The sequence below is a fragment of the Desulfovibrio sp. TomC genome, from assembly GCF_000801335.2.
Taxonomy (GTDB): Bacteria; Desulfobacterota; Desulfovibrionia; order Desulfovibrionales; family Desulfovibrionaceae; genus Solidesulfovibrio.
Map to the genome: position 1 here is coordinate 87900 of NZ_JSEH01000014.1, position 21841 is coordinate 109740.

Consider the following 21841-nt stretch of genomic DNA (forward strand, 5'->3'; position numbering starts at 1 on the left):
ATGAATATGTCCACCCTAGGGACACCTTTGGTAACCATCAGCAATCTTAGCAAATCCTTCGGACAGGGAGACGCGCGAGTCGATGCACTGAAGCAGGTCACGCTGCAGGTGTATGCTGGCCAGGTGGTGGGGCTACTTGGTCCGAGCGGTTCCGGAAAAAGTACCCTGCTCAACATCATTGGTTGCATCCTGGAGCCAAGCAGCGGGCGCATGGAACTCGACGGGCAAGTGGTCTATGATGGCAAATGGCTACAGGGTGATTTGCGTCGCCTGCGTTTGGACCGAATCGGGTTCATCTTCCAGTTTCACAACCTGCTTCCTTTTCTGAATGCCATTGAAAATGTTGCTGTAGTTTTGGAAATCGCCAACACAAGTGCTATGTCAGCCCGCCAGCGTGCTCTTGAGTTGCTCAGTTATCTCCAGGTAGAACATCGCTGCGAAACAATGCCGTCAAGGCTTTCCGGAGGTGAAGCGCAGCGTGTGGCCATTGCTCGTGCGTTGGCTAACCGTCCTCATATCATCCTGGCTGATGAACCCACTGCCGCTTTGGATTCTGAACGTGCTGGCGTCGTGATGGACCTGCTGCGCAAGGTAGCAGCGGAGCAGGGAGCTGCGGTATTGGTCGTCACCCATGATGAAAAAATTTTCGACCGGTTTGATCAGATATTTTATCTTCGCGATGGGATGCTGACGGAGATGAATGGTACGGGAAAATAAAACGAAATTACAGGATATTATCGTAAAATATCATTATAGAGCGCAGCGAAAAATCTTCTTCAGCAGGAGAGGGGCTTCGCCCTGGCCATTTCAATCTACTGTGCATTGGTCGCTCGGAGTTTTAAGGAGGGAGTCATCCTGGCCGTCAAACATGGCGGCGATTCAGACTCGACCGGATCTAGAAAATATTGTTTGCAGAATCCTAAATAATGGATGATAATGAATTGATTTTAAAGTACAATTGAGCGGAATTTTGAGAGCTAACAGTTTGCGCCCTGCATAATTAAACAGGGGAAGTTGAATTATCCACTCCATACTCAACAGACAAATAATTATTTCGCTCCGCCGAAACCAGACCAAGCCAAGCGGGGATGAAATGTGCCAGCCCCCATCTCGCAACTCCATACCCATGAATCAGCAGCACCTGACTAATTCATGAGCCAACCCAACTTTTCAGCTTTACACGAAAATGCCAATTATCGTGTAGTAACCCATCGAATTTGATCGACTTTTCTCGGAAAGCCCCTTCCCATGACCAGAAAAATCCATTAGATTTACACGCATACGTTTAAATAACCGTGTAAGCCCGAGGTGACCCCATGAACCACCTGACAGCTCGCCAAAATCTCCCGGCCTCCATTCAACCGCAAATGGTCGAAGAGATCCCTTACCTTCTTCCGGACCAGGTCGCCGCCCTGACCACTGCCTTCCAGGAATGGTTCGATGACGCCGCCATCCGTCCCTCCACCCGGAAAACTCGTGGGCGTTATTGGCTGGCGTTTCTCTTCCTTCGCTTCACCGGGGCCAGGTTGGGCGAAGTGCTTTCACTTAACGATGTTAACGATATCGATTACCGCGCTGGTGATGTCAAGTTGGTAACGCTCAAACGCCACGCGAAGACAGACCATGCTGGACGGAAAACCAAATCCGTCCCCGTGCGGCTCGTGCCGGTGCCGCCGTCCATCATATCCGAGCTTGCAACATACCTAGCCCAATATCCTGACCAACGTGGTCGTGTATTCATGCTAGATCAAGGAAACATGCGCCGGGTCTTTTATGACAGAGCCGAGGAGGCGAATTTGCCTCGTTCTTTGTCTCATCCTCATGTCCTCAGGCATACACGGGCTATCGAAATGACGCGCCTCTCCGTTCCGCTTACGGGCGTACAATCCATTTTGGGACACTCGTCTTTAAATACAACAGCGATATACACCCGATTGAGCAACCACGAAACCAAACAAATCTTGCACCAAGTTGGTTTAATATAATTACTGATTTTGATAATTCGTCCAAGGCAAATCAGCGCGTAAAACGACCCGTCCCAGAGTATCCTCCAACACACAGGATACAATCGGGCAAATCGGGTAAATCGGGCAAATCGGGTTCAATCAACGACGGCCCCATTCCGCCCTCACCGCTCCTTACCCAGTGCGCCCATTAACTGGACCACCGCAAGCTCCTTAGCCTTCGCCTCGACGTCCACGGTCATCTCACGTCCCAGCCAGCACACCGGAAAATCCCTGGGGTCGATAAAATCAGCATGTGGTTTGGGATTACCTTTGCCCCAACCATTTTTGGGCGAAGAAACGTGACAGTACTGTTCGCGTTTCACGGCTGCCCAGGTTCCAGCGGCCAGATCCGTGGCCTCAAGCTCGGTGAGGCCATCCGGATTGCACCGATGGTGATGAACGTCGTAAACCAATGGAATGGAGAGCGCGTGGCACACAGGGAGCAAATCGCGCACCGTGTAGCTGACATCGTCGTTTTCCAACGTGAGTCGGCTGCTTACTTTCTTGGGTAGATCCTTGAACGCTCCGCTAAAACGCTCCAGAGCTTGCGCCTTGTCCCCGTAAACGCCGCCGGCATGGATGTTAATCACATCCGCCCCGATAGCGTCTGCCCAATCGGCCTGGCAGCAAAGTTCACGAATGGAATTTTCCGTCACTTCGTCCTTTGGCGAGGACAGCAGGATAAACTGGTCCGGATGGAAGCTTAGTCGGATACCATTATTCTTCGAAAAGTTCTTTGTCGCTGCCAGCAGGTCATTGATTTCCTCAACCTCAGGCAATCCTTCAAGCCGGTAGCCCGTAACAGGGTGTGTCATCCGGGGAAAGAACTGGGACGAGATTCTGAAAGCGCCAATGCCCAGACGATGAACCGTCTTGACAGATTCCAGCAGACTTTTGGCGTTGTGGAGGCAAATTCCAGAAACTTTTTCCAAGCGCGTTTTGACCGTCAAGTTCAACAAGGCTTTCGCCGTGGTCGTTCTAAACGATATTTTTTCTTCAAAAAATAAGCAGCAGAGTCCAAATCGCATAACCACCTCACAAGCAATTACACTCAAGTTCCATCGTTTAGGACCAAATTGTTTTCAGCAAAGAAATTGCTTTTAGCAACTACCGTTTATACGTTGCTCAGGATATTTCCTAATAATTTTTTATTCCGGGCTAAACGCATTTTTCGAATTGACATTTAGTTTTTTGATGGTAGATACCTGTCAACGCCAACAAACAAGGAGTTCACTATGATCGATAAAGAAATTTGGGCTGAAGCTCTCAATCTTGCCAAGGACCAACTCCGCCACGGGAAAGTCCATTTTAGCGAACTCGAAGTTGTCACCAAGAGCATCTACGAAAAGCTTGATTCTCTGCGGTGCGGGCCGGTTATTGATATCACCGCCGAACCTGTCAAGGCGATTGAAGCCCAGCGCCACGAGAAGACTCGTAAGTGCGTCAGGTGTGCCCTCTGTGGTGCGGAGTATAAAACTCTCACCAAAAAGCATCTTGCTTCTCACGGCCTTACCCGCGAAGAGTACATGAAGAAGTTTGATGTCAAGAAAAAGGACATGTCCGTTAAGGTGACGCGTAAGACCACTTCTGGCGAAGACAACCCCCTGAAGCAAATGCAAATGGTGATGAAGGAATTTAGCGTTGCCCGGGGTGAAGTCAAAAAGTTCGTCACGGACAAGGGCTTTGACGGCCTCAAGGGACTGGCCGCTGCCGCCAAAGAAAAGAACGTGGGCATCATTGAGCTACTGCAGGGCAGTGCGGAAAGCAAAAAGAAATAACATCCTAAGCTGCTTGGTTTCCATGCCCACGCCTTCCCACTACTGAATGGTTGGCGTGGGCTTTACATTTCAGGCTAGCGATTCCGGTTATTGATTCGACTTATGTTCTGCGAAGAATTGTATTCTATTTGAGCAACTAGCGTGGAGTTTCTACCAGTTTACAGCACAACAACTTTATTCTTACCAGTAGACTTTGCAATAATCAGTGCATCATCACTTCTCTTGAAAAAACTATCGCAATCGTCATCTTGAGCCAGCATGGCAACTCCAAAGCTTAATGTCAGTTGCAATTCTATAGAATCCGGAGCAAAAGTTTGAGTAAAAATAGATTCACGGATTCGCTCTGCGAGCTGCACGGCTCCAGCAATTTCTGTTTCTGGAAGCGCAATGCCAAATTCTTCGCCCCCGACCCGACCAAATATATCAGCTTGTCTTAAAGTCAACTGCACTTCCGCACACAACCACTTTAGAACACTGTCTCCAACGATATGGCCGTACAAATCATTTACTTTTTTAAAGTCATCAACATCAATCATTATTAACGATATGTGCCTTTTATATCGTTTTGACCGCCAAACTTCTTCTTCTAGTTGTCTAACAAAAAAACCTCTGTTATAAATACCGGTAAGATGATCGTGGTTCGCACAAAACAATAAATCATGTTCGATTTTTTTTCTTTCAGAAATATCAACCACAGCCCAAACAACCCCTTGCCACAGGGCATTTGAATTTATAGCTGTCCCTGACAACTCACATAAAACAGTGGTTCCGTCTTTTTTCTTCAATGGATATTCACACGTTACAGTTTTAGTCTCAGCGGTTTTCGCCCAAAATTTCTCTCCAAACTGCACACCCCGTTGTTCATCGAGATGAATCATATGCACTGAATTTCCAAGCATCTCCTCTTTACTGTATCCGAACATTTCAGCCAATTTGTTATTTACTTCTGTAATAATACGGTTATTGGTAACAACAAGAATTCCTATTGAGGAACTATTCAATATGCTTTCTTTCCAAGACAAGCTTTCGGACTTGGCAAGAGACAGGGCTTCAAGCTCAGCAATACGTTGTTGAGCTATTGCTAGCTCATCGGCTAGTTGGTATTTTGTTTTATTTAAACGCAAAGTAACACCTCATAACATCTGTTAAGTGAGCGAGGGGCAAGCTTTTTTAGACATAACGAGAGGTATGTCAACTAAAGACAAAGGCCTAGAGCATAAATAGCCTTGGCCCAATTCGCAACCTAACTCCCGGAGGATTTCGAGCTGCTCAACGGTCTCAATGCCCTCAGCAACAGTTTTTAGACGAAGACTATGAGCCAATGTAATGATCGCACGAACGATTTCGCGATCTCCTTTACTGCCTGTCAATCTGCTGACAAAGCTCATATCCACTTTCAGGCTGTCCAACGGCAATTTTTGCAAAACACTCATCGAGGAATACCCCGTTCCGAAATCGTCAATAGCGATGTGAACGCCTTTCTGTTTTAGCTTATCAAGAATGCAAGCTGAATCTTCAGGATGCTCCATGATAGAAGATTCTGTAACTTCAAGTATCAAGGCCCACGGTGGCAGACCTGTTTTGCATAGGGCTTGCTCGATCATGTCAGTCAAACCTGGTCGTGCAAGCTGCCTGGGAGAAATATTGACAGACAAAGTAAGACTGTCATCTGAAGGCAAATTCGGCATCAACCCGACAAAATCTAAACAAGATTGGTTTAATACGAACTTACCAAGTTCATATATAAAACCGGACTCTTCCGCTGCAGGTATAAACTCTCCAGGACTTATAATGCCGCGATGCGGGTGACGCCAGCGAAGAAGGGCCTCAAATCCAGACAACTGGCCATTTTTAAGTACAAATATAGGCTGGTAGACAACAAAAAATTCCTTGGCCTCAAGTCCGCGACGCATATCATTTTGCAAATTCAGGTTGAGGATAGCTGCTTCATGCATTCCCTCTTCATAGACAACTAGTTTCTCAATTCGGGAAATTTTTGCATTGTGCAATGCAATATTCGCATTTCTCAAAAAGGTTTCAGGAGATTGCTGTCCATCATTACCATATGCAACGCCAAAGCTTGCGCTAATCTGCAACTCATGAGAGTTTATGGCCAACGGGGCAACGAGTACATCTTGCACTTTACCGATAACTTGAATCACTTCCGATCTATCAATATCTGTCAGAAGTAAAATGAATTCGTCTCCGCCATAGCGACAGACTGTATCAGTTTTTCTAGCACAACATTCAATCCGATGCGCAACTTCACACAAGACCAGATCGCCCGCTTCGTGACCGAAGCTGTCATTAATAGACTTAAAACTATCAATGTCGATAAATACAACCGCAAAGTTATGCTCTTTATTTTCAGAAAGGCGCTCATTCGCCTGAGAAATACGTTCAATGTAAAGGGTTCGATTAGCTAAACCGGTCAACGGATCGTGGAGTGCGCGGAATGTCAGCTGTTGCTCTAGTTTTTTTTGTTCGGTGATGTCGATACCTACGCCGACAAAATATATTTTCCCTTCAATTTCTAAACGAACTGCAGTCAAATAAAATGGTATTTTCTCTCCATTCTTTGTTTGAAGATCCGCTTCCTCAACAGCGCTACCATCACGCACAACGCGATTGATGGCATCTGTAATTTTTTTCTGGGCAAGTTCATCGCCCTTGTACCAGTCAAGAAGGTGCATTTGAGAGAGTTCTTGACCAGAGTACCCTGTAATTGATTCATGCTGTTTATTCCAACGGACAAGCAATCCTTCGTCATTGTAAAGATACAATAAACCAGGAACACTTTCAAGTACTGCATTTGCAAATTTACGCTCTTCTGCCAATACAATCTCTGTCTGTTTCCTCTCTGTGATATCTTGTAAACTCACTAATACTTGATCAATCCCGTTAATTACCGCTCTACTTGTTGAAACTTGCCCCCAAAAGATACGCCCATTTCGAGTTTTACACTGCCACTCGAAGGATAAAATATCCCCTTTGAGAGTTTGGCGAATTCGATTTACAGCCTCGTCCTGAGTATAAGGAGAAATACCGGAACTTATTTTGCCCACATCTAGTTTAAGGAATTCTTCTCGACTATACCCAAAAGTTGCACATGTCCTAGCATTTACATCTATTATTTTACCGTTCCTAGGATCATGAATGAAAATACAGTCACTTACAGAATCAAATATTGTTTTGAAACGCTCCTCGCTTTCAGAAAGTGATTTTTGATGATTGTTATTTTCCCTTTCGTATCTTTTCAAAACTATATATAGCATGACCGAGATGACATATATATAGAGCCATCCTTTAAAAGTGCTAAGCATCGTAATAGTTTGAACAGAATCTGAGAACAGCATGCCGACTGCCCTGTCAGAAAAAAGAACCCATAGAGCGCTGACGATTGCGTAGAAGGCAACAATCTTCGACGGTTTGAGGCGAAGCATATCAGACTCCAATGACTTATATAAATAGAGGGGACACGCTTACACCCACTAGGTATTTTTAAGCCGAAACCGTGGTTTTCTTTTTTTTCGACCTATATCAACCATTATTTGAATTCTTTCTTTTTTTAGAAAACTGAAAAAATTACGACTGATTATTACTTACCATACCATTAGCGAACTCATTTAAAAGTGATACTTTCTTGTCCCTGTGTACCTTTTTAATTCGATACTCAGCTCTTGAAGCTTCAGATCTATTTGCAAAAGGGGCACTAGAAACAAGGAGCACGGGCCTTCGGCTGCATGTGTATCTAGCTCCGCCAGGCAATAATCCATTATGTTCATCAATCCTACGGGTCACGTCACACGTTATTCCACAATAAAATGTGCCATCGGAGCACTTAAGTATATAAACATACCAGGGCACGAAGTTGTCTCTTTACTTTCCGAGCTTGAGTCTTTTGTCTAAATAGGTGTTCCTAAATGACGTCTTATTATTTCTTACGGCCATACCAAGCGCTTTCTTTTGGCCAACGAGGACAACGAGCTTCCGCCCCCGAGTAATTCCAGTGTATATTAGATTTCTCTGTAGCATTATATAGTGCTGCATCATAATAGGAATAACAATCGCCGGATACTCTGACCCCTGAGATTTGTGAATCGACACGCCATAAGCAAGTACCAACTCATCTAGATCAGAATATTCATATTTAACTTCGCGGCCATCAATGGCTAGGACAACTTCTTGTTCTTCTGAATCAATTCTCGCAATCCGCCCGATGTCACCATTAAAAACTTCCCGGTCATAGTCATTTTTGATCTGCATGACCTTGTCGCCGACTCGGAACGTCCTTCCTCCACGGGCGAGTTCCTCACCTCGAGGATTGAGTGCTTCCTGAAGAGCAGTGTTAAGGTTCGCGGTCCCGACAACGCCTCGGTTCATGGGGGTTAATACCTGGATGTCGTCGATGGGGTCCAGGCCAAACTTTTTCGGAATCCGCTCCTTGACCAAATGGATGATTCGCTGCAGCGCTCGGTCTGGTTCATCCTCTTGCACGAAATAAAAATCATCACCCTCCATTTTCGGCCGCAGGTCAGGCATGACGCCCTTGTTGATCCTGTGGGCGTTGACGATAATGGAGGATTCTTGCGCCTGCCGGAAAATTTCGTTCAGCTCCACGACCGGAATGGCTCCAGAAGCGATCACGTCCTTGAGCACGTTGCCGGCACCGACCGACGGCAGCTGGTCCACGTCACCAACCAGTATCAAGGTGGCCGGTTTCGGGATGGCCTTGAGCAAATGGTGCATCAGAATGAGGTCAATCATGGACGCTTCGTCCACGACAATCAGCTCGCAATCGAGGGGATGGTCCTCGTTCTTCTGGAAGCCACCTTTCTGCATGGAGTACTCAAGCAGCCGGTGGAGCGTCTTGGCTTCATGACCGGTGGCTTCGGACATGCGCTTAGCTGCACGGCCTGTCGGTGCCGCCAGGAGGATGTGCTTGGTAATCGCGGAAAAAATCTTGAGGATGGCCCGGATAATTGTCGTTTTGCCGGTCCCCGGTCCACCGGTAATGACCAGGACCTTGCTCGTGGCTGCGGCCCGCACCGCCTCGACCTGTTTCTCTGCCAGGGTCATGGACAGCTTTTCCTGGACCCATTCCACTGCCTTCACGGCGTCAATGGCGCGAACACCTTTGGCGGCAGCCTGGAGCGCCTTGAGCCTCGCCGTCACCTGCTTTTCAGAGAGATGGTATTTGGCAAGGTAGACGGCTTCAACCGGCCCACCCGGATTATCCAACGTTTCAGCGACAATCTTTTGCTCCCTTGCCAGACGACCGAGGGCATCAGTCAGAACTCCAGCCTCCACTTCCAAGATCTCAATGGCCTTCTCGATTAATGGTTCCCGGGGGTAAAAGACGTGACCCTCGTCAGACAGCTGGTGAAGGACATACAGGATGCCGGCCTCGGCCCGGAGCGGAGAGTTTTTGTCGAACCCAAGCTTCTGCGCGATTTTGTCCGCTGTGACAAAGCCGATGCCGAAAATGTCATGGGCCAGCCGGTAGGGATTCTCCTGGACCACGCCTATCGACTCGTTCTTGTACTGCTTGTAGATTTTCGTCGCGTAGCCGGAGCTGACCCCGTGGGTCTGGAGGAACAACATGACCGAGCGGATTTCTTTCTGCTCCTCCCAGGCCAGACCGATCATTCCGACCCGTTTGGAGCCGATGCCCGGCACCTCAACAAGCTTCTGAATGTCCGCCTCAATGACATCCAGTGTGGCCTCCCCGAACAGCTTGACGATGCGCTTGGCCATGACCGGGCCGATGCCCTTGATCAGGCCCGACCCAAGGTATTTTTCAATTCCGTGGACAGAGGCGGGGGTGGTCGTCTTGTAGAATGTGAGTTTGAACTGCTCGCCGAACTTCGGGTGGTTACCCCATTCGCCCTTCATCTTGATGATCTCGCCCGGGGTGGGGCACAAGATATTGCCAACGACGGTTACGAGTTCGCGGCGGCCGTACACCTTGACCTTGGCAATGGTGTAGCCACTCTCTTCGCTGGTAAAAGTGACCCGCTCTATCTGTCCCTGGAGATCAACTAGATCCATGGCGATCTATAGGAGCTCTAGCAAGCCAGAAATACTTGTAGCTATTGCTTTGCAGGAACACTCGATCATGCAATTCACCATTGAGTGACTCGTATCTCCTCCATTTCGAAAATCAGTTCTGATCCCAAAAATGGGGATATTCTTTGCAAAAGCATACCCAATTTCCCAGGATGTTCCATCATCGACTTGGGTGCCGTCCAAAAGTGCAACTACAATATCGCACTCGTCAATGGTATTCCGGCACTTTTCAAAAATATGTTCCTTGGCCTTACTGCCAAGAGACAATAAATGCTCCTCGTCAAATAGATCGCCTGGCCAGATCGCCGTATGGCCTTCTTTATTGAGGGCAGAAGTAAACTTCTTGTGCCAATCTCGGTCAGCTTCGGTAAACAATGGACCAGCCTGATATATTTTCATCGTAAATCCTCTTCATTTCTTGTTTTGCCCCAAAGATAGCTACCAAGTCTCACTACAGCTTCAACAGGCAATAGCCATCAGATATTATTTTAGCTTCAATCTCTTTGTAGCGCAAAGCTATAATTTCTGTTTCCTTTGATTGCTCGCGGGAATTTCGCAAAAATTGAATTTTCCCTAGATGTTCGATCACCCCCTCGGGAACTCCCGAGATGTTGCCTTTTTCTTTCGTAAAAAGATATATTCTAGGGTTGTTCTTGCTTTGATGAATCGCAAATATCATAAACAGCTCCGCAACAAATAAGCGCAATGCTTACTCTGTCTGTCATTAAATAATAATATCACAACATTTTAATCACACAAGCATCTAATACCAGCGCTTGGAGATTGTGCGACATCTCCAGGCGCTGTGCGATAGCTATTGAGGCATACCAGTATCGACGTCGCAAAATTTTAGGCCCGATAGTTTTTCGCATCTTTCTTCAAAAGCTTTATCATCAAAATGCATGGCTATCTCAGGATACTTGCTGAAGACAGCTAGGTCTGTAACAACCTCCAAGACAGATAAGCACCGGTTGTAATCACTAAACTCAGCACCTCTCTTGGTCAGCTCAACTCGCAGCATTTCGATATAATTTCGCGCATAACAATAATTTGATTCTCGACACTTAATGTACTCAACTATTATTGGCAATAGCTTGTCCCGTGATATCTCATGCCGCCAGCACGTATCCTTGGTTGGCGTTATAATGCCAAACTTCCTCGACATCACCTCGTCATATGCATCGAGTGCGCGCAGTATCAATATATCTGAATCGAAGTCTTTAATCTTAAGCACGAATGATTTGCAAAATTCGTACGCAAACATTGACTCACTGCTTAATTCCTTCACCACTTTCTTATTTGATCTGTCCAGGTGGCTATATTTGGCTTTCTTGAATTCATTAGATTTTTCAAGCCACATAATTTTTGATCTATTAAAAAATCTCCACTTCTTTTTTTTATAACCTGAACTTACCGTCATGTCAGGCTCACCATACAATCTTTTGGCCATCTGAAGCGACCACCCTCTCTTTATCAACTCGTCCATCGAAATGTACCCATATTCAAAATTCATATAGTCCTCCTTGAATTCGTTATAATAAACTATACATAAAATAAAATTTTTTGCAATACCTATCTTAAAAATCAAGGGATATCTCTTTGTCTTAAAAAAAGTTCTTGCCCAGACGCTTTATCAGCTAGCGACATCAATATTTCGACTTTCAATAAATTTATACAATGCTTGTCGGCTCACGCCAAGGATCTTTGCAACGGACGCCTTTGGCACTTTCAATGTCATGAGCCTCTTGATCTCATCAACATGTTCATCCATTTTCGATTTTCCAAGACTACCTTTCTTGCGACCAAGGACCTTGCCTTGTGCCTTGGCGCGTTCAAGACCATTTTTTGTGCGCTGGCTCAGAAAGTCACGCTCAAGCTCAGCAAACATCCCGGACAGGTAGATGATACACTTGGATGCCATATCAGAGTCACTTCGGGTATTGATTCCCTGCTTGATGGCGATCAGCGCCACTTCCTTTTCCTTCAGTTGCTCCACTATCTGAACCATCTCCCCGAGCGAACGACCAAGCCGCGACAACTCGCTGACGACAACGGTATCCCCTGGAGCCAAACGAGCCAGCAGTTCGTCAATGCGCCGTTCCTCCGTGGTCTTCCGGCTGGAAATCTCGACCTCCACGAATTCGTCAACTCGGATGCCGGCCTGGTTGGCAAAATTTAAAATTTCCAAGCGTTGATTGTCCAGCTCCTGTCTAGATGTCGAGACCCTCAAATATGCCCAGGTCGTGCTCATTTGTTGCTCCGTGGGTTGATGTCAACTTCAATGGCTATTCTATAATTTAAATGGACAATATCCGTCAACTAAAAATTGGCATTTCGATTGACATAAATGCACTGCTATGACGTTCGATTTCGGTTGACACTTTGATGGCAACCACCATGATTTGATCAGAAAATCGCTCGGTCGCTCGCCTTCAAATTTGCGCCAACCCCAGTCACTCAAGCCGAACCTCTCCTGTCAAGCTCCTCCCTCTCGAGCGCACGAAAATGGTTGAGCAGTCAAGACCACTTTAGGGACCCGCTTTGGCTTCAAAGTGAGTCCGCCTGGAGACACGAGCAATCTAAGTTTATTCTAGGCTGTAGTATTTTAAAGACAGTCCACCACGTATTGCTTTCTGGTCATCCGCAATATGATATATTAGTTGCCCTTTATTTGAACTCTCAAGAAATCTTCATTGTAACACATACTTTCTGCTCAAAATGTAAAATCAATAGCAATAACATTTTGTGACATACAAAGGCAATTTTACATATCCATTAAAAACTGGCAGCACTCTATGCTGCCAGTTTTTTAGTACGCTAACAAACAATAATTACAGTAGCGAATATTGCACGAGATCTATTCCGAACAGCTCGTAGACAAAACGTCTTAATGCTAAACCCTGGACTCCGCAAAACTGTTCAGAATCTATCAAATCTTCTGTGAACTCTGTACCACCAGCACTACACCAACAATCAATGCTATCTTCGATTATTAATGCATAAAATTCATTAAACAAGTAGCAGTCCGAATTTTGCTCTTGCTGTTCATAGAATTTGTACGCACTGAGCTTGTGTTGTTGTATTGCAAATTTGAACACAATCAATTCTTCTGCTAATTGGCGCAGGTCCTGTTTACTAAACATGTTAAGCTTTGATACATTATACACCATGTTGTATAATGCTTGTTCAAAAGCATGCTCAGAGGGCAATTCCGTTGCTGTCGAAGTATCGCCAATGCAAATCTCCATTATTGCCTCTTGCTTATTCGAGATACACTCGACTGGCACAACAGGACTAAAGTTAACGCAATCAGATAAAGCTAATAATCGCTCGGTCTCTGCCGCTGACTTCCCTGCTTCGTTACATGTCGCGATTATTGCTTTCTTGAAATTTTCCTTCATAAATGCCGGGGACAATACAAAATTTTCAACAAGCGTTTCACTTTCCTTAATTTTTACCATAAAAATATTCCTCCAAGATTTTTTTGAATCTGGCAACGCCAAACTTGAATCTAATAAACCATAAAAAAGGAATTAAGTCAAGAAAAAAATCGGTAGGCCCGTTAAAAACCAGAAATTGGATTTAGCTTGACTATAACTTTTAGCCAAATATAAATATAATACAAAAGTTGCATCGTTGTTGATTGATTTATTATGCACTTGTAATTGCCATACTGCGGTCTTGCATGGCTACACCAACGCCCGACTGGAAGGCCTAAACGGTTACTTCTCGGAAGCTCGCGCCAGAGGCTATCGGAATGTGGCAAATTTCATCTCCATGATCTACTTGATCGCCGCCCTAATCGGCGATTTAATTGTTTTCTGAATTCCATTTGAAACATCGAAGAACCCCTTTAAGCTAGTAGGCCTGGTTGAAATACAACAAGGTCCCATCCCTCGAAAGGGATGGGACCTTCGCCGGTCTTAAATAAATACACGGTATGCATGTGTTGATTTTAACTTCAAACCATACAAACAATTAAAGGCATTGCGGTTAAAAATTTTTTAAAAAATTTCTCTCGTAATTTTGCAGTTTGTCCAAAACAAACCGCTTTAACCTTTTTTGTGTCCATTGTTCTTGGATGTTGTCCTGAAAAATAATCGACTTGACTTTATCGATATCGACAACCATACCTCTAAATGAAGCAACATGCAATTTTGAGTTGCTAGCAATCAAATTCAAAAGCAAGGAAAACCATTCATTTTCATCACTATTTCCCTGCGAGTGCGTCAACATACTAACGGTTGATCGACCAAATTTGTCATCGAATGCTATAAATGTCCTACCTGTCAAAGTAAACATGTTGACTCCTAGTGTATCTGCGAATAAATTTTTCTTTTGTTGTTCTCGATTATGTCTTGGTGAATCGTACCGATACAATTCGCCAGAACTTTAAAGATATTGTCATAATACTTAAATCGAAGCACACGGCACAACTCGATTTGAACAACCTTGAGATTCCGCCCATATCCTTTATACGCTGGCACACGTGGGTCGCCATTAATATGCCAATACAGGCACTTGCTGCCGACAAACTTGTTATTCAACAATACATTATATTGACCGGAACAACTTAGCAATAACTTCAAATAATCAGCCATGTTGTCTTCACACAGTGCTCCCCAACGAGTGCCAATTTCGATGTCAATAGATTTCAAATCAGTAGAGAAGCCATTTTTCATGCCGTGAAGCGAAATATACAAAAAGCAATTGTCAGCCAGCCCTTCCGTATTTAACACATTTTTATGTTTTAGGATGTGGTACAAAGCTTTACGTTGTTGTGCGTGGGCCTGGGCAGATACTTGGTTTTCGAAGTCAATGTCGCGGTTAAGGTCTGCAATTGTCCGAGGAATTAAACTTTGGATAACCCCAGCACCGGTAGCTTCAGCTAAATCATGCGACAATTCCAAAGTCCTCTCGTCGGACTCATTCGGCTCACCGGAACAGTGCGGGGCATCAATAATAACATGGACACGGGAATCCCCAGGCCAATACCTGACGTAGTCCATATATTTGTAGTTAACTTTCACGGCAACATTCTCGTTATTTATTGTTTTTTCGATTTAGCCAATCTCCGGACTGGACAATGGAGCCATGGTGGACGCCATAATAAAAATAAAGCCAGGCTAGCATATCGACACCATTATCTAAACGTACTGGCGTCATCTCACGGTGGTAGCCTTGGCGCTCGCCGTCCTGATGGCCTTCCAGCGAGTCCAGCGATTTGATCAATTTATTGTCCCAGACCATAAACACTTCCCCTCTGATTAATGACATCTCTGGTTGCTTGTGGACGAAAGGAATCCCTGAAGAGGACATTGTGTACTTATTTGCGGTCGTCGCAGAACCGACAAATTCAAATCCTTCTTTGCCGTCAAGTAGTCGCTGATAGTTTGACTGCCCCCGCCTAAGTGTCCCATAAACAAATAAATGCATCGGATTCACTTTCGTCTCTCCATTGGCTGAAATATATGGATCGTCGAATATACGTACCAAAAAATTTGTCAACTCGAATTTTTACTTTCATAAAAATAATTTTCAATAAAACATTTTGTAAAGACATGAGAGGTGTTTGTATGATATTTGTATGCGATGTATGCGACAAAGATATTTCCGAAAATACTTATTTTTATTCGTTAAATTTAAACTACGAAAAATTTCATGATTGCGGAATAGAAGTTGGCACGAGCAATTGTCTGCTCACCCTGTGCGACAGGTGCGTTGGCAAGCTGCCCGTTGCAAAACTCTTATCGTATGGCGTGCGGATGGGTGGTGAGACTGGTTGTGAACGGTATGAGCAGATCATGAGTGTCTTTAATGGCAAAGGGGATATTGCTGAGGACGATGACGCAGCAAAGACCCGTCCAGCGCAAAATCTGACTTGCGAATAGTTGGCGCTGTATATATAAAGATCTTATGGGGAGCGCCAAACCATTAAACAAGCCATGGGCAGTGCTAAAGGTTTCCCGACGTGATTATGAGACCGCAAAGCCCTGGAAGAAGACGCCCTTGTCGCGCAAGGAGTTCGATGAGCTGGTCCTCTCGCTTCCCGACGGGTTCCTTGACCAGTTACTCCTTGAAGCCGATGCCGAACGACTGGTCGAAGCAATGTTTGCTGTAGCAGAAAAATAAAGGCCCCCAAGATCTGAAATGATCTAGGGGGCTTTTGGATTACAGCAACTTCTTAAGTCAGTGAAGATTGCTATCTATTGATTCATGTCATTGAAACAATTCAAGGCAACGGATTCGATCCTGCCATTGGTCTTTACAAAGTCAAGGACAATAGAATTCTTTGTCGCCAGTGCTTTGAGTGCTCTATGGTACGACACCGGAATTCTGGCGTCATTTTCCTGGATGTTTCCAATTCTACTATTTAATTTGTTAATATAATTTAATATTAATTTGTAATTGACTCCGGAAGTAGAATCGAATTCTTGCTTCATGTAATTCAAAAAATTCAACACAATATTTTCAACATCAGTCACTTTAATTTCTTCAATAACATCCGGTGATTTTGTTTCGGGTAACCATGCTATCAATCCCCAGGCGTGGCCATCGCCATAATCAAATTTAGCGACATTTATCAGTCCTCTTTTTTTTAATAAATGGAAAGCACGCCTAACGGAAACAAGATTTGACCGGGAGCGCGTCAGATCTAAATACTCAAGAACTTGATCCACGCCGATATAGGCGTCATCATTTAGTAGATAGATAATTGCTCGTTGTAATTTGCCTAGCCTAGTCATTGGCGTCATCTCTTAAGTGTGGATATTCGTGCAACATGATTCGCTTGTTTTTAAATGATAATCGCAATTTTCGACGTTGTTCTTGTTTGGCATACCCTTGGTCAATTGGTCTCGAGGCTGGATCTGGGATAATATCTTTATTTTTTATTAGTATAAGTTTTAGTCTGAAAATTTTATTCAAGTTTACTAAACATTTTTGTGGTGTATCACTTAATATATCAATGTCATGCTTAATTGAACCAGCTTTCAATATTAAATTATATAATTTTTTACTTTTCATTTTTTTCTCAAAATATTTTACAATAGTTTTTTTCAAGAAAACAAAATTCACTTTCGGGCCTTTACTTTAACAATAGCAACAATCAATAACCGCTCTATAATTTATACTCGGTTCAAGCCGAGCTTCTTTATGCCTCAAATTTGGCGTATACGCGGCGTTTGAAGGAAGAGGGAGGGCAAAGGTCACCATGACCGGCAAAACGCAGCCAGCGGCCTTCTGTGTCGAAATAGCACTTGCCCACAAATTACTGGCCAAACCGGTCAAATCTGGGAAAATCCATGTAGCTAAACCTGCACAATGGTATCCTCTTCGGCCCAGGATCTGCGCATCGATGCCGCAACCGAGAAGCGGACGTTGCCAAAGTCCAACGATAAGCTATCCTCCATGGCCGCCTTCAGTTCGTCCATTCGGTTTCTGGCACCATGCTCCGGCACCTGGATATAAACTGCATCGTAATGGTGGAGTAAAATATCTTCCTCTGGATGAATCAGTAAACCATTAACTTTCAGCAGCAATCGTTTAAAAGCGTCAGCTGCTGACCCTTGTACAACAAAATTAGAGATGGTTGAATCCTTGTCTTCATTACCTACAAGCAATATACGATGGTATTTTGTACATATTTTCCCGTGCTGTCTTGCTTTGTCAATGATCGCACGGTGAAATTGAAATATACCTGGAAACATGTCTCTGAAATATTGAAATATTTGGCCTGCCTCTTGGCGTTCAATTTGAAAATTACTGTCAAAGCACCGAGAAACAAGCGCATACTCACCACCTCCATTTATTGCAATATTAAACAATACCTTGCCAAACCATCTGTTATTTAAACGCTCGTCCATTATTTTTTTTGAAATCTGACTTGCGACTTCCGAGTAAAGATCTTTTCCCGAGTTTAATAATTCTAATCCATAAGGCTCCCCTGAAAAACTGCAAATAATTGTTGGTTCAAAGTATTTGATGTCAAAGCAAAGTAAAACACAACCAAATTTCGGTTTGAATTCAGATCTATATTTTTTATCCATTTTCGAAAGGTATTTAAATCCTATTCTTCCGGTAATTGTCTCTGAGAGGTTAGCCTCAGAGACAAATATCTTACTGAAGGCCGCCTCAGACAAAATTCTATTATTTTTCTCAATATTCAAACAATTATTACCATTTTCTCCATTAGCTTTTATTATACCATTCAATTTATCAGCATCAACTGTAAATCCATTGCGACCAATTATTGAGTGCAAATGCAGCATTTGGCACTCAAGTTGGTAAATATAAATAATTTTTTTGCTGACTATCAAGTCAATTTGCATTTGATATACTTTAAAAATTGTTTTGCAAACTTTAAAACCGCCTTCACTCTGAAACTCTGAATTAAATTTTTGAAGTAAATTTTTAACACTGTTTGGCTTCAAGTATTTTTTACTATTGTTCAACAGTTTGTCAACGATCATTACGTCATGAATACTAGTTGTAATTTCAATTTTGCTTAATTTAAAACATGCTTGACCATCGTTTGTCACTATACAATTGTATTCATGAAAAAAATTGTTGTCAATTCTTTCATTCGATTCGATTGTTACAAATTCGTTTTTTGAAAGCAGATGAACAATATTGCCCACAAAATATACGATTATAACATTAAACTCTGAATCAATAAAATTTTCACTTTTATTTACAGCATACGATTTTGCTATTTTTACATCTACCAAACCAAGTTCTGAAAGTGTATTATAAAAATACAATCCATTTGAATCAATTTCCATACCATCAATTTTTCTAAATTTAGAATATAAAGATGTTATTTTGTACTTGTCCATGTACTCAAACTCGTCCTTGAGCTGAGTCCGAAAATCCCGGGCCTGGTTTTTGTGTACAAAGTGCATAGGGAGATTAACTTCCCATTTGGTTTCACTTAAATAAAAGTACAAAGTGATCAATTTTAATATGATCAATTTCATTTTATTGATGTCAAATTGATCATTTTGATCATTTTCGAAAAGCATTAAATTGCAATCGATAGCCGAGTCTATTTCCATTATAGTATATATAATGGTACTAGACTGAGCTTCTCCTTCGGAATCAATGATTTTAAATTTTTTTAATTGTACAAGTAAATGTGAAATTAAATTGTAGGTACTAGATATGCTTCGAGGACAAGTACTAGTAACTTCTGTCCCCCCATAATCAGGCCCGGCTGACAAAGACTGAGCTTTATATTGCTCAACTACTTCACCTAGTTTATCAAATACCGACTTACGAAGTTGAGTGGCTTTTGTTTCAGAATCTGTTGTAGCTATCCCAGCTATATATTCCAATATAATATCATAAAATCCAAAATAATCGATAAATTTACGTAACCGAGCGATAGCCGTTCCTACGGGATCTTCTCTCCGCTTGAAAGATATTGTTTGAGATGGACCTGGAAGTGAAGATGGATAGCAATTGCCCGCGACAACCAGCTCTACAGGCTGGTTGTCCTTAAGTACGGGTCTAGTTCTGTGGACAATTTGAAGAAGTTCATTCTCCATGCCCATATATGCCCAACTGTCACGCAGGCCGTCTTGTTCCACCCCTGGAAACAAAATATGGGCATCCTGCCAGGCGGCGTTAATATTCGGGAAGGGGAGACCAAAAACGAAGATGGCACCAAACTCTTTAAATTGATTTGTCCCTTTTTGGCCGAAGAAGTTGTAGAACTCAAACTGGATATTTGGTTTGATTGCTCTGCATTTATTCAGCAATTTTCCACCATTGCTTTTAAATGAAACAACCAGTATTTTGTCTTGTTTGAAATGCGACAAACCAGTTTTGATTATTTCTTCAATTTCACCTTCCTCGACATCTGTACTTTTTTTAATGGTTTTTTCTAAAAACAAAGAGTTGCACGTCCATTCAATGTCAATATTTAGAAATGGAATTGGCTTATTGCAAATATTGTCTACAATTATGCTGCTACCTGTGGCATCTAATAAAATGTATCTGCCGTCAAACTCAAGTGGCTTTTTAATATACTTAATGCAAAATTTTATTATTCCATTGCTTTCAAACGACACGTGCGAAATCACGTCGTCTTCTATAAAACCAGACAACCATTTAATAACATTGTAGTTTATTCTAGAAGCGTAGAGATCATTATACTTGAGCTTGAGCTTTGCAACAATTTCAGCAATAGCAGAAATCAACTCTTTACTTTCCATGCTCAATTTGGCGCTGACTAAATCCAATAAATTGTCATGATAAGTTTCATGATAGTTTTTAGTAAGGAGGATCTGATGGTATGCACTAGACTTGCGGCTGTATATTTCAGTAAGAGTTTTTAAGATTTCATTTATTATCACCGAGTGAGTGTTTTCCACTACCGCATGTAACGATCTTAAGTCTGCATCGGCAAAGCTTTCGCTGTCGTTCAATGCTAATGGCAAAATGCTTTCGTCAATTATTATTATATCCGCATTAAATACTCCTGTATTGAGTTCTGAAAGCATGTTGTGTGTTACGAAATAAACTCCTGAATGCATTTGACTTCGTTCAGTGTAATACTCGCAATTATCTTTTTCTTGGCAACATTTACAAAGCAATGTTGACGTAGAGTATCCAATATCCACCACTGCTCGGTAATTGTCCTTGAATCTACAAAATGATTCTTGGGTGTTCAGACGATATATTTTATCTTCACCATTTAAAATCTGCTTGGCAACATTATAGATTTCATCAAGTTGCGCGACGTTATAAGTACTGTATATAATTTTTTTGCCGAGTGAAGCCTGCGAACAGGCATACTCCAACGCCAAGTGCGTTTTGCCCGAGCCTGGGGTAACCCTCAAGAAAACATCGCTGTTTGAGTTTAAGTGTGCTTTGATGGATTGCTGCGCATCGGCAAGTGTCATTTTTTGGGCTGGGATAGCGGAAAGCAAACGGTGCGAACTGTTATATTCTTTCTGTAAAAGTAAGCCAGACCATTCTGGCAATGGCAATCCGCCATGGGTAATATTTGCAGGACATGATGACCTAAAACATTTCAGCCGAAAATACGGCGGCTTAATGTATGCATTGCTATTGGAAGATCCACAAACCGGGCATATTTTGTTTTTGAATGTGTAAAACTTCCCGGTGGCTTTATCCATTTCTTTGAAAAAATATCCATGATTGTTAAGCATTTCGAGGGTCTTGTCTGCCGATATTGCCTTGACATTTTTTGATATATCAAAAAAATTTATACTATCAACAGCATTGCCCTTACGCAATTCACTATAGCGTTGTATTTTATGGCCAAATTCGCCGAGTGAGGAAATGTCTGAAACAATGCGAAAATCCATTAATTGCTTGGCGGCATCAATGTAATAATATGGATTCAACTCTCCACCCGTGACAGAACGATAGTCATCGGAGGTGAATTCACCCATGATTATATCACTCTCAACAAGGACAGAATGTCTACCAATTAAAGTTCTATGATTTTGAAATGGATTGTCCTTACGGGCAAATACTTGATACGGCTGTGTTGTTACTTCTGTAGGCTGGAAATCGATAATACAACTTTTTAATTCATTTTTGACAAGATCAACGAACCCGTTGTAATTTTCTTTGTTAAGAAGCATACTAGATATTGCTCTAAAACCATATCCACCTGTTGCGATAAATTTAAAACAACCAAGGATGCTGAGCTCTGAAAATGATTGGATCAATATTTTAGTGCGGAGAATTGAATCAGTTATCAATTCACATTCAGTATTGTTTTCTTTATTCAAAAATGGATCTATGTCAATAAACGGGAAGTATAATTTTTGATTTTCAATCTGTACTTCACGAGATAAATATATTCCAATGTTACCTTGATACAATTCGCTTAAGTTACTTTCCAAAAAGTCAATATAATCAGTTCCAATCAATGTGCTGTATGGCGCTCTTTCCACAAGCTGCGCTTTGAAAGTAATTTTTGCACTTTCCATTTTGGAATTTCCTTTTTCA

22 protein-coding genes are annotated in these 21841 nt (G+C 42.8%); 6 read left to right on the plus strand and 16 right to left on the minus strand.

The window, feature by feature from the left end:
* From NY78_RS14240 to NY78_RS14245, 3 genes are all read left to right on the plus strand, one after another.
* Positions 1–717 carry an ABC transporter ATP-binding protein gene (locus NY78_RS14240; RefSeq protein WP_047960199.1) on the plus strand — a complete coding sequence of 239 codons (717 nt, stop codon included), beginning with the start codon at positions 1–3 and terminating at the stop codon, positions 715–717.
* An 87-nt stretch (positions 718–804) separates the two neighbouring features.
* Positions 805–927 carry an ADP-ribosylglycohydrolase family protein gene (locus tag NY78_RS25880; RefSeq protein WP_442855206.1) on the plus strand — a complete coding sequence of 41 codons (123 nt, stop codon included), beginning with the start codon at positions 805–807 and terminating at the stop codon, positions 925–927.
* Positions 928–1316: 389 nt separating this feature from the next.
* Positions 1317–1985 (plus strand): tyrosine-type recombinase/integrase, encoded by a 669-nt coding sequence (locus tag NY78_RS14245; protein WP_053062222.1) that lies wholly within the window; start codon positions 1317–1319, stop codon positions 1983–1985.
* Positions 1986–2128: 143 nt separating this feature from the next.
* Here the strand turns inward: NY78_RS14245 and uvsE are convergent, their stop codons facing one another.
* On the minus strand, positions 2129–3034 hold the full coding sequence (gene uvsE, locus NY78_RS14250; RefSeq protein WP_047960200.1) for a UV DNA damage repair endonuclease UvsE: 906 nt from the start codon (positions 3032–3034) through the stop codon (positions 2129–2131).
* Positions 3035–3241: 207 nt separating this feature from the next.
* Between uvsE and NY78_RS14255 the strand changes: the two genes are divergently transcribed.
* Entirely contained in the window at positions 3242–3784 is a 543-nt protein-coding gene (locus NY78_RS14255; RefSeq protein WP_043637310.1) for a MucR family transcriptional regulator, read from the plus strand.
* A gap of 158 nt (positions 3785–3942) precedes the next feature.
* On the opposite strand, the gene NY78_RS23825 is transcribed toward NY78_RS14255, so the two are convergent.
* The 12 genes from NY78_RS23825 to NY78_RS14305 form a co-directional block, all read right to left on the minus strand.
* On the minus strand, positions 3943–4908 hold the full coding sequence (locus NY78_RS23825) for a sensor domain-containing diguanylate cyclase (protein ID WP_082140037.1): 966 nt from the start codon (positions 4906–4908) through the stop codon (positions 3943–3945).
* Between the two features lie 21 nt (positions 4909–4929).
* On the minus strand, positions 4930–7227 hold the full coding sequence (locus NY78_RS23830) for a sensor domain-containing protein (RefSeq protein WP_082140038.1): 2298 nt from the start codon (positions 7225–7227) through the stop codon (positions 4930–4932).
* Between the two features lie 142 nt (positions 7228–7369).
* Complete coding sequence (locus NY78_RS23835) at positions 7370–7651, minus strand: GIY-YIG nuclease family protein (RefSeq protein WP_082140039.1); 282 nt, start codon at positions 7649–7651, stop codon at positions 7370–7372.
* Positions 7652–7663: 12 nt separating this feature from the next.
* Positions 7664–9835, minus strand: a complete 2172-nt coding sequence (gene recD2, locus NY78_RS14270; protein ID WP_043637313.1) for an SF1B family DNA helicase RecD2 — start codon at positions 9833–9835, stop codon at positions 7664–7666.
* Positions 9836–9841: 6 nt separating this feature from the next.
* The gene (locus tag NY78_RS14275; RefSeq protein WP_043637315.1) at positions 9842–10252 is read right to left on the minus strand and encodes a nucleoside 2-deoxyribosyltransferase; all 411 of its coding nucleotides are present in this window, start codon (positions 10250–10252) and stop codon (positions 9842–9844) included.
* A gap of 52 nt (positions 10253–10304) precedes the next feature.
* Complete coding sequence (locus NY78_RS14280; RefSeq protein WP_043637318.1) at positions 10305–10532, minus strand: YcgL domain-containing protein; 228 nt, start codon at positions 10530–10532, stop codon at positions 10305–10307.
* A 135-nt stretch (positions 10533–10667) separates the two neighbouring features.
* The gene (locus NY78_RS14285) at positions 10668–11366 is read right to left on the minus strand and encodes a hypothetical protein (RefSeq protein WP_043637319.1); all 699 of its coding nucleotides are present in this window, start codon (positions 11364–11366) and stop codon (positions 10668–10670) included.
* 120 nt (positions 11367–11486) lie between these two features.
* Complete coding sequence (locus NY78_RS14290) at positions 11487–12104, minus strand: recombinase family protein (protein ID WP_043637321.1); 618 nt, start codon at positions 12102–12104, stop codon at positions 11487–11489.
* 580 nt (positions 12105–12684) lie between these two features.
* Entirely contained in the window at positions 12685–13314 is a 630-nt protein-coding gene (locus tag NY78_RS14295; RefSeq protein WP_043637323.1) for a hypothetical protein, read from the minus strand.
* A gap of 532 nt (positions 13315–13846) precedes the next feature.
* A complete protein-coding gene (locus NY78_RS24770) occupies positions 13847–14155 on the minus strand; it encodes a hypothetical protein (RefSeq protein WP_156180947.1) in 309 nt (102 codons plus the stop codon).
* An 8-nt stretch (positions 14156–14163) separates the two neighbouring features.
* Positions 14164–14883, minus strand: a complete 720-nt coding sequence (locus NY78_RS14300) for a hypothetical protein (protein WP_156180948.1) — start codon at positions 14881–14883, stop codon at positions 14164–14166.
* Positions 14884–14896: 13 nt separating this feature from the next.
* Positions 14897–15289: a gamma-glutamylcyclotransferase family protein gene (locus NY78_RS14305; RefSeq protein WP_053062226.1), complete on the minus strand. Its 393-nt coding sequence runs from the start codon at positions 15287–15289 to the stop codon at positions 14897–14899.
* Positions 15290–15429: 140 nt separating this feature from the next.
* Here NY78_RS14305 and NY78_RS24775 point away from each other — a divergent pair, with 140 nt between their 5' ends.
* Both NY78_RS24775 and NY78_RS25775 read left to right on the plus strand, forming a co-directional pair.
* A complete protein-coding gene (locus tag NY78_RS24775) occupies positions 15430–15744 on the plus strand; it encodes a hypothetical protein (protein WP_156180950.1) in 315 nt (104 codons plus the stop codon).
* A gap of 118 nt (positions 15745–15862) precedes the next feature.
* Positions 15863–15985 carry a hypothetical protein gene (locus tag NY78_RS25775; RefSeq protein WP_269430874.1) on the plus strand — a complete coding sequence of 41 codons (123 nt, stop codon included), beginning with the start codon at positions 15863–15865 and terminating at the stop codon, positions 15983–15985.
* A gap of 74 nt (positions 15986–16059) precedes the next feature.
* Here the strand turns inward: NY78_RS25775 and NY78_RS24780 are convergent, their stop codons facing one another.
* The 3 genes from NY78_RS24780 to NY78_RS23840 form a co-directional block, all read right to left on the minus strand.
* Positions 16060–16599: a hypothetical protein gene (locus NY78_RS24780; protein ID WP_156180951.1), complete on the minus strand. Its 540-nt coding sequence runs from the start codon at positions 16597–16599 to the stop codon at positions 16060–16062.
* Positions 16592–16879 carry a hypothetical protein gene (locus NY78_RS24785; RefSeq protein ID WP_156180952.1) on the minus strand — a complete coding sequence of 96 codons (288 nt, stop codon included), beginning with the start codon at positions 16877–16879 and terminating at the stop codon, positions 16592–16594. Before NY78_RS24785 ends, NY78_RS24780 begins: the two co-directional genes overlap by 8 nt.
* Positions 16880–17163: 284 nt before the next feature.
* Complete coding sequence (locus tag NY78_RS23840; protein WP_082140040.1) at positions 17164–21822, minus strand: DNA polymerase; 4659 nt, start codon at positions 21820–21822, stop codon at positions 17164–17166.
* Between the last annotated feature and the right edge of the window lie 19 nt (positions 21823–21841).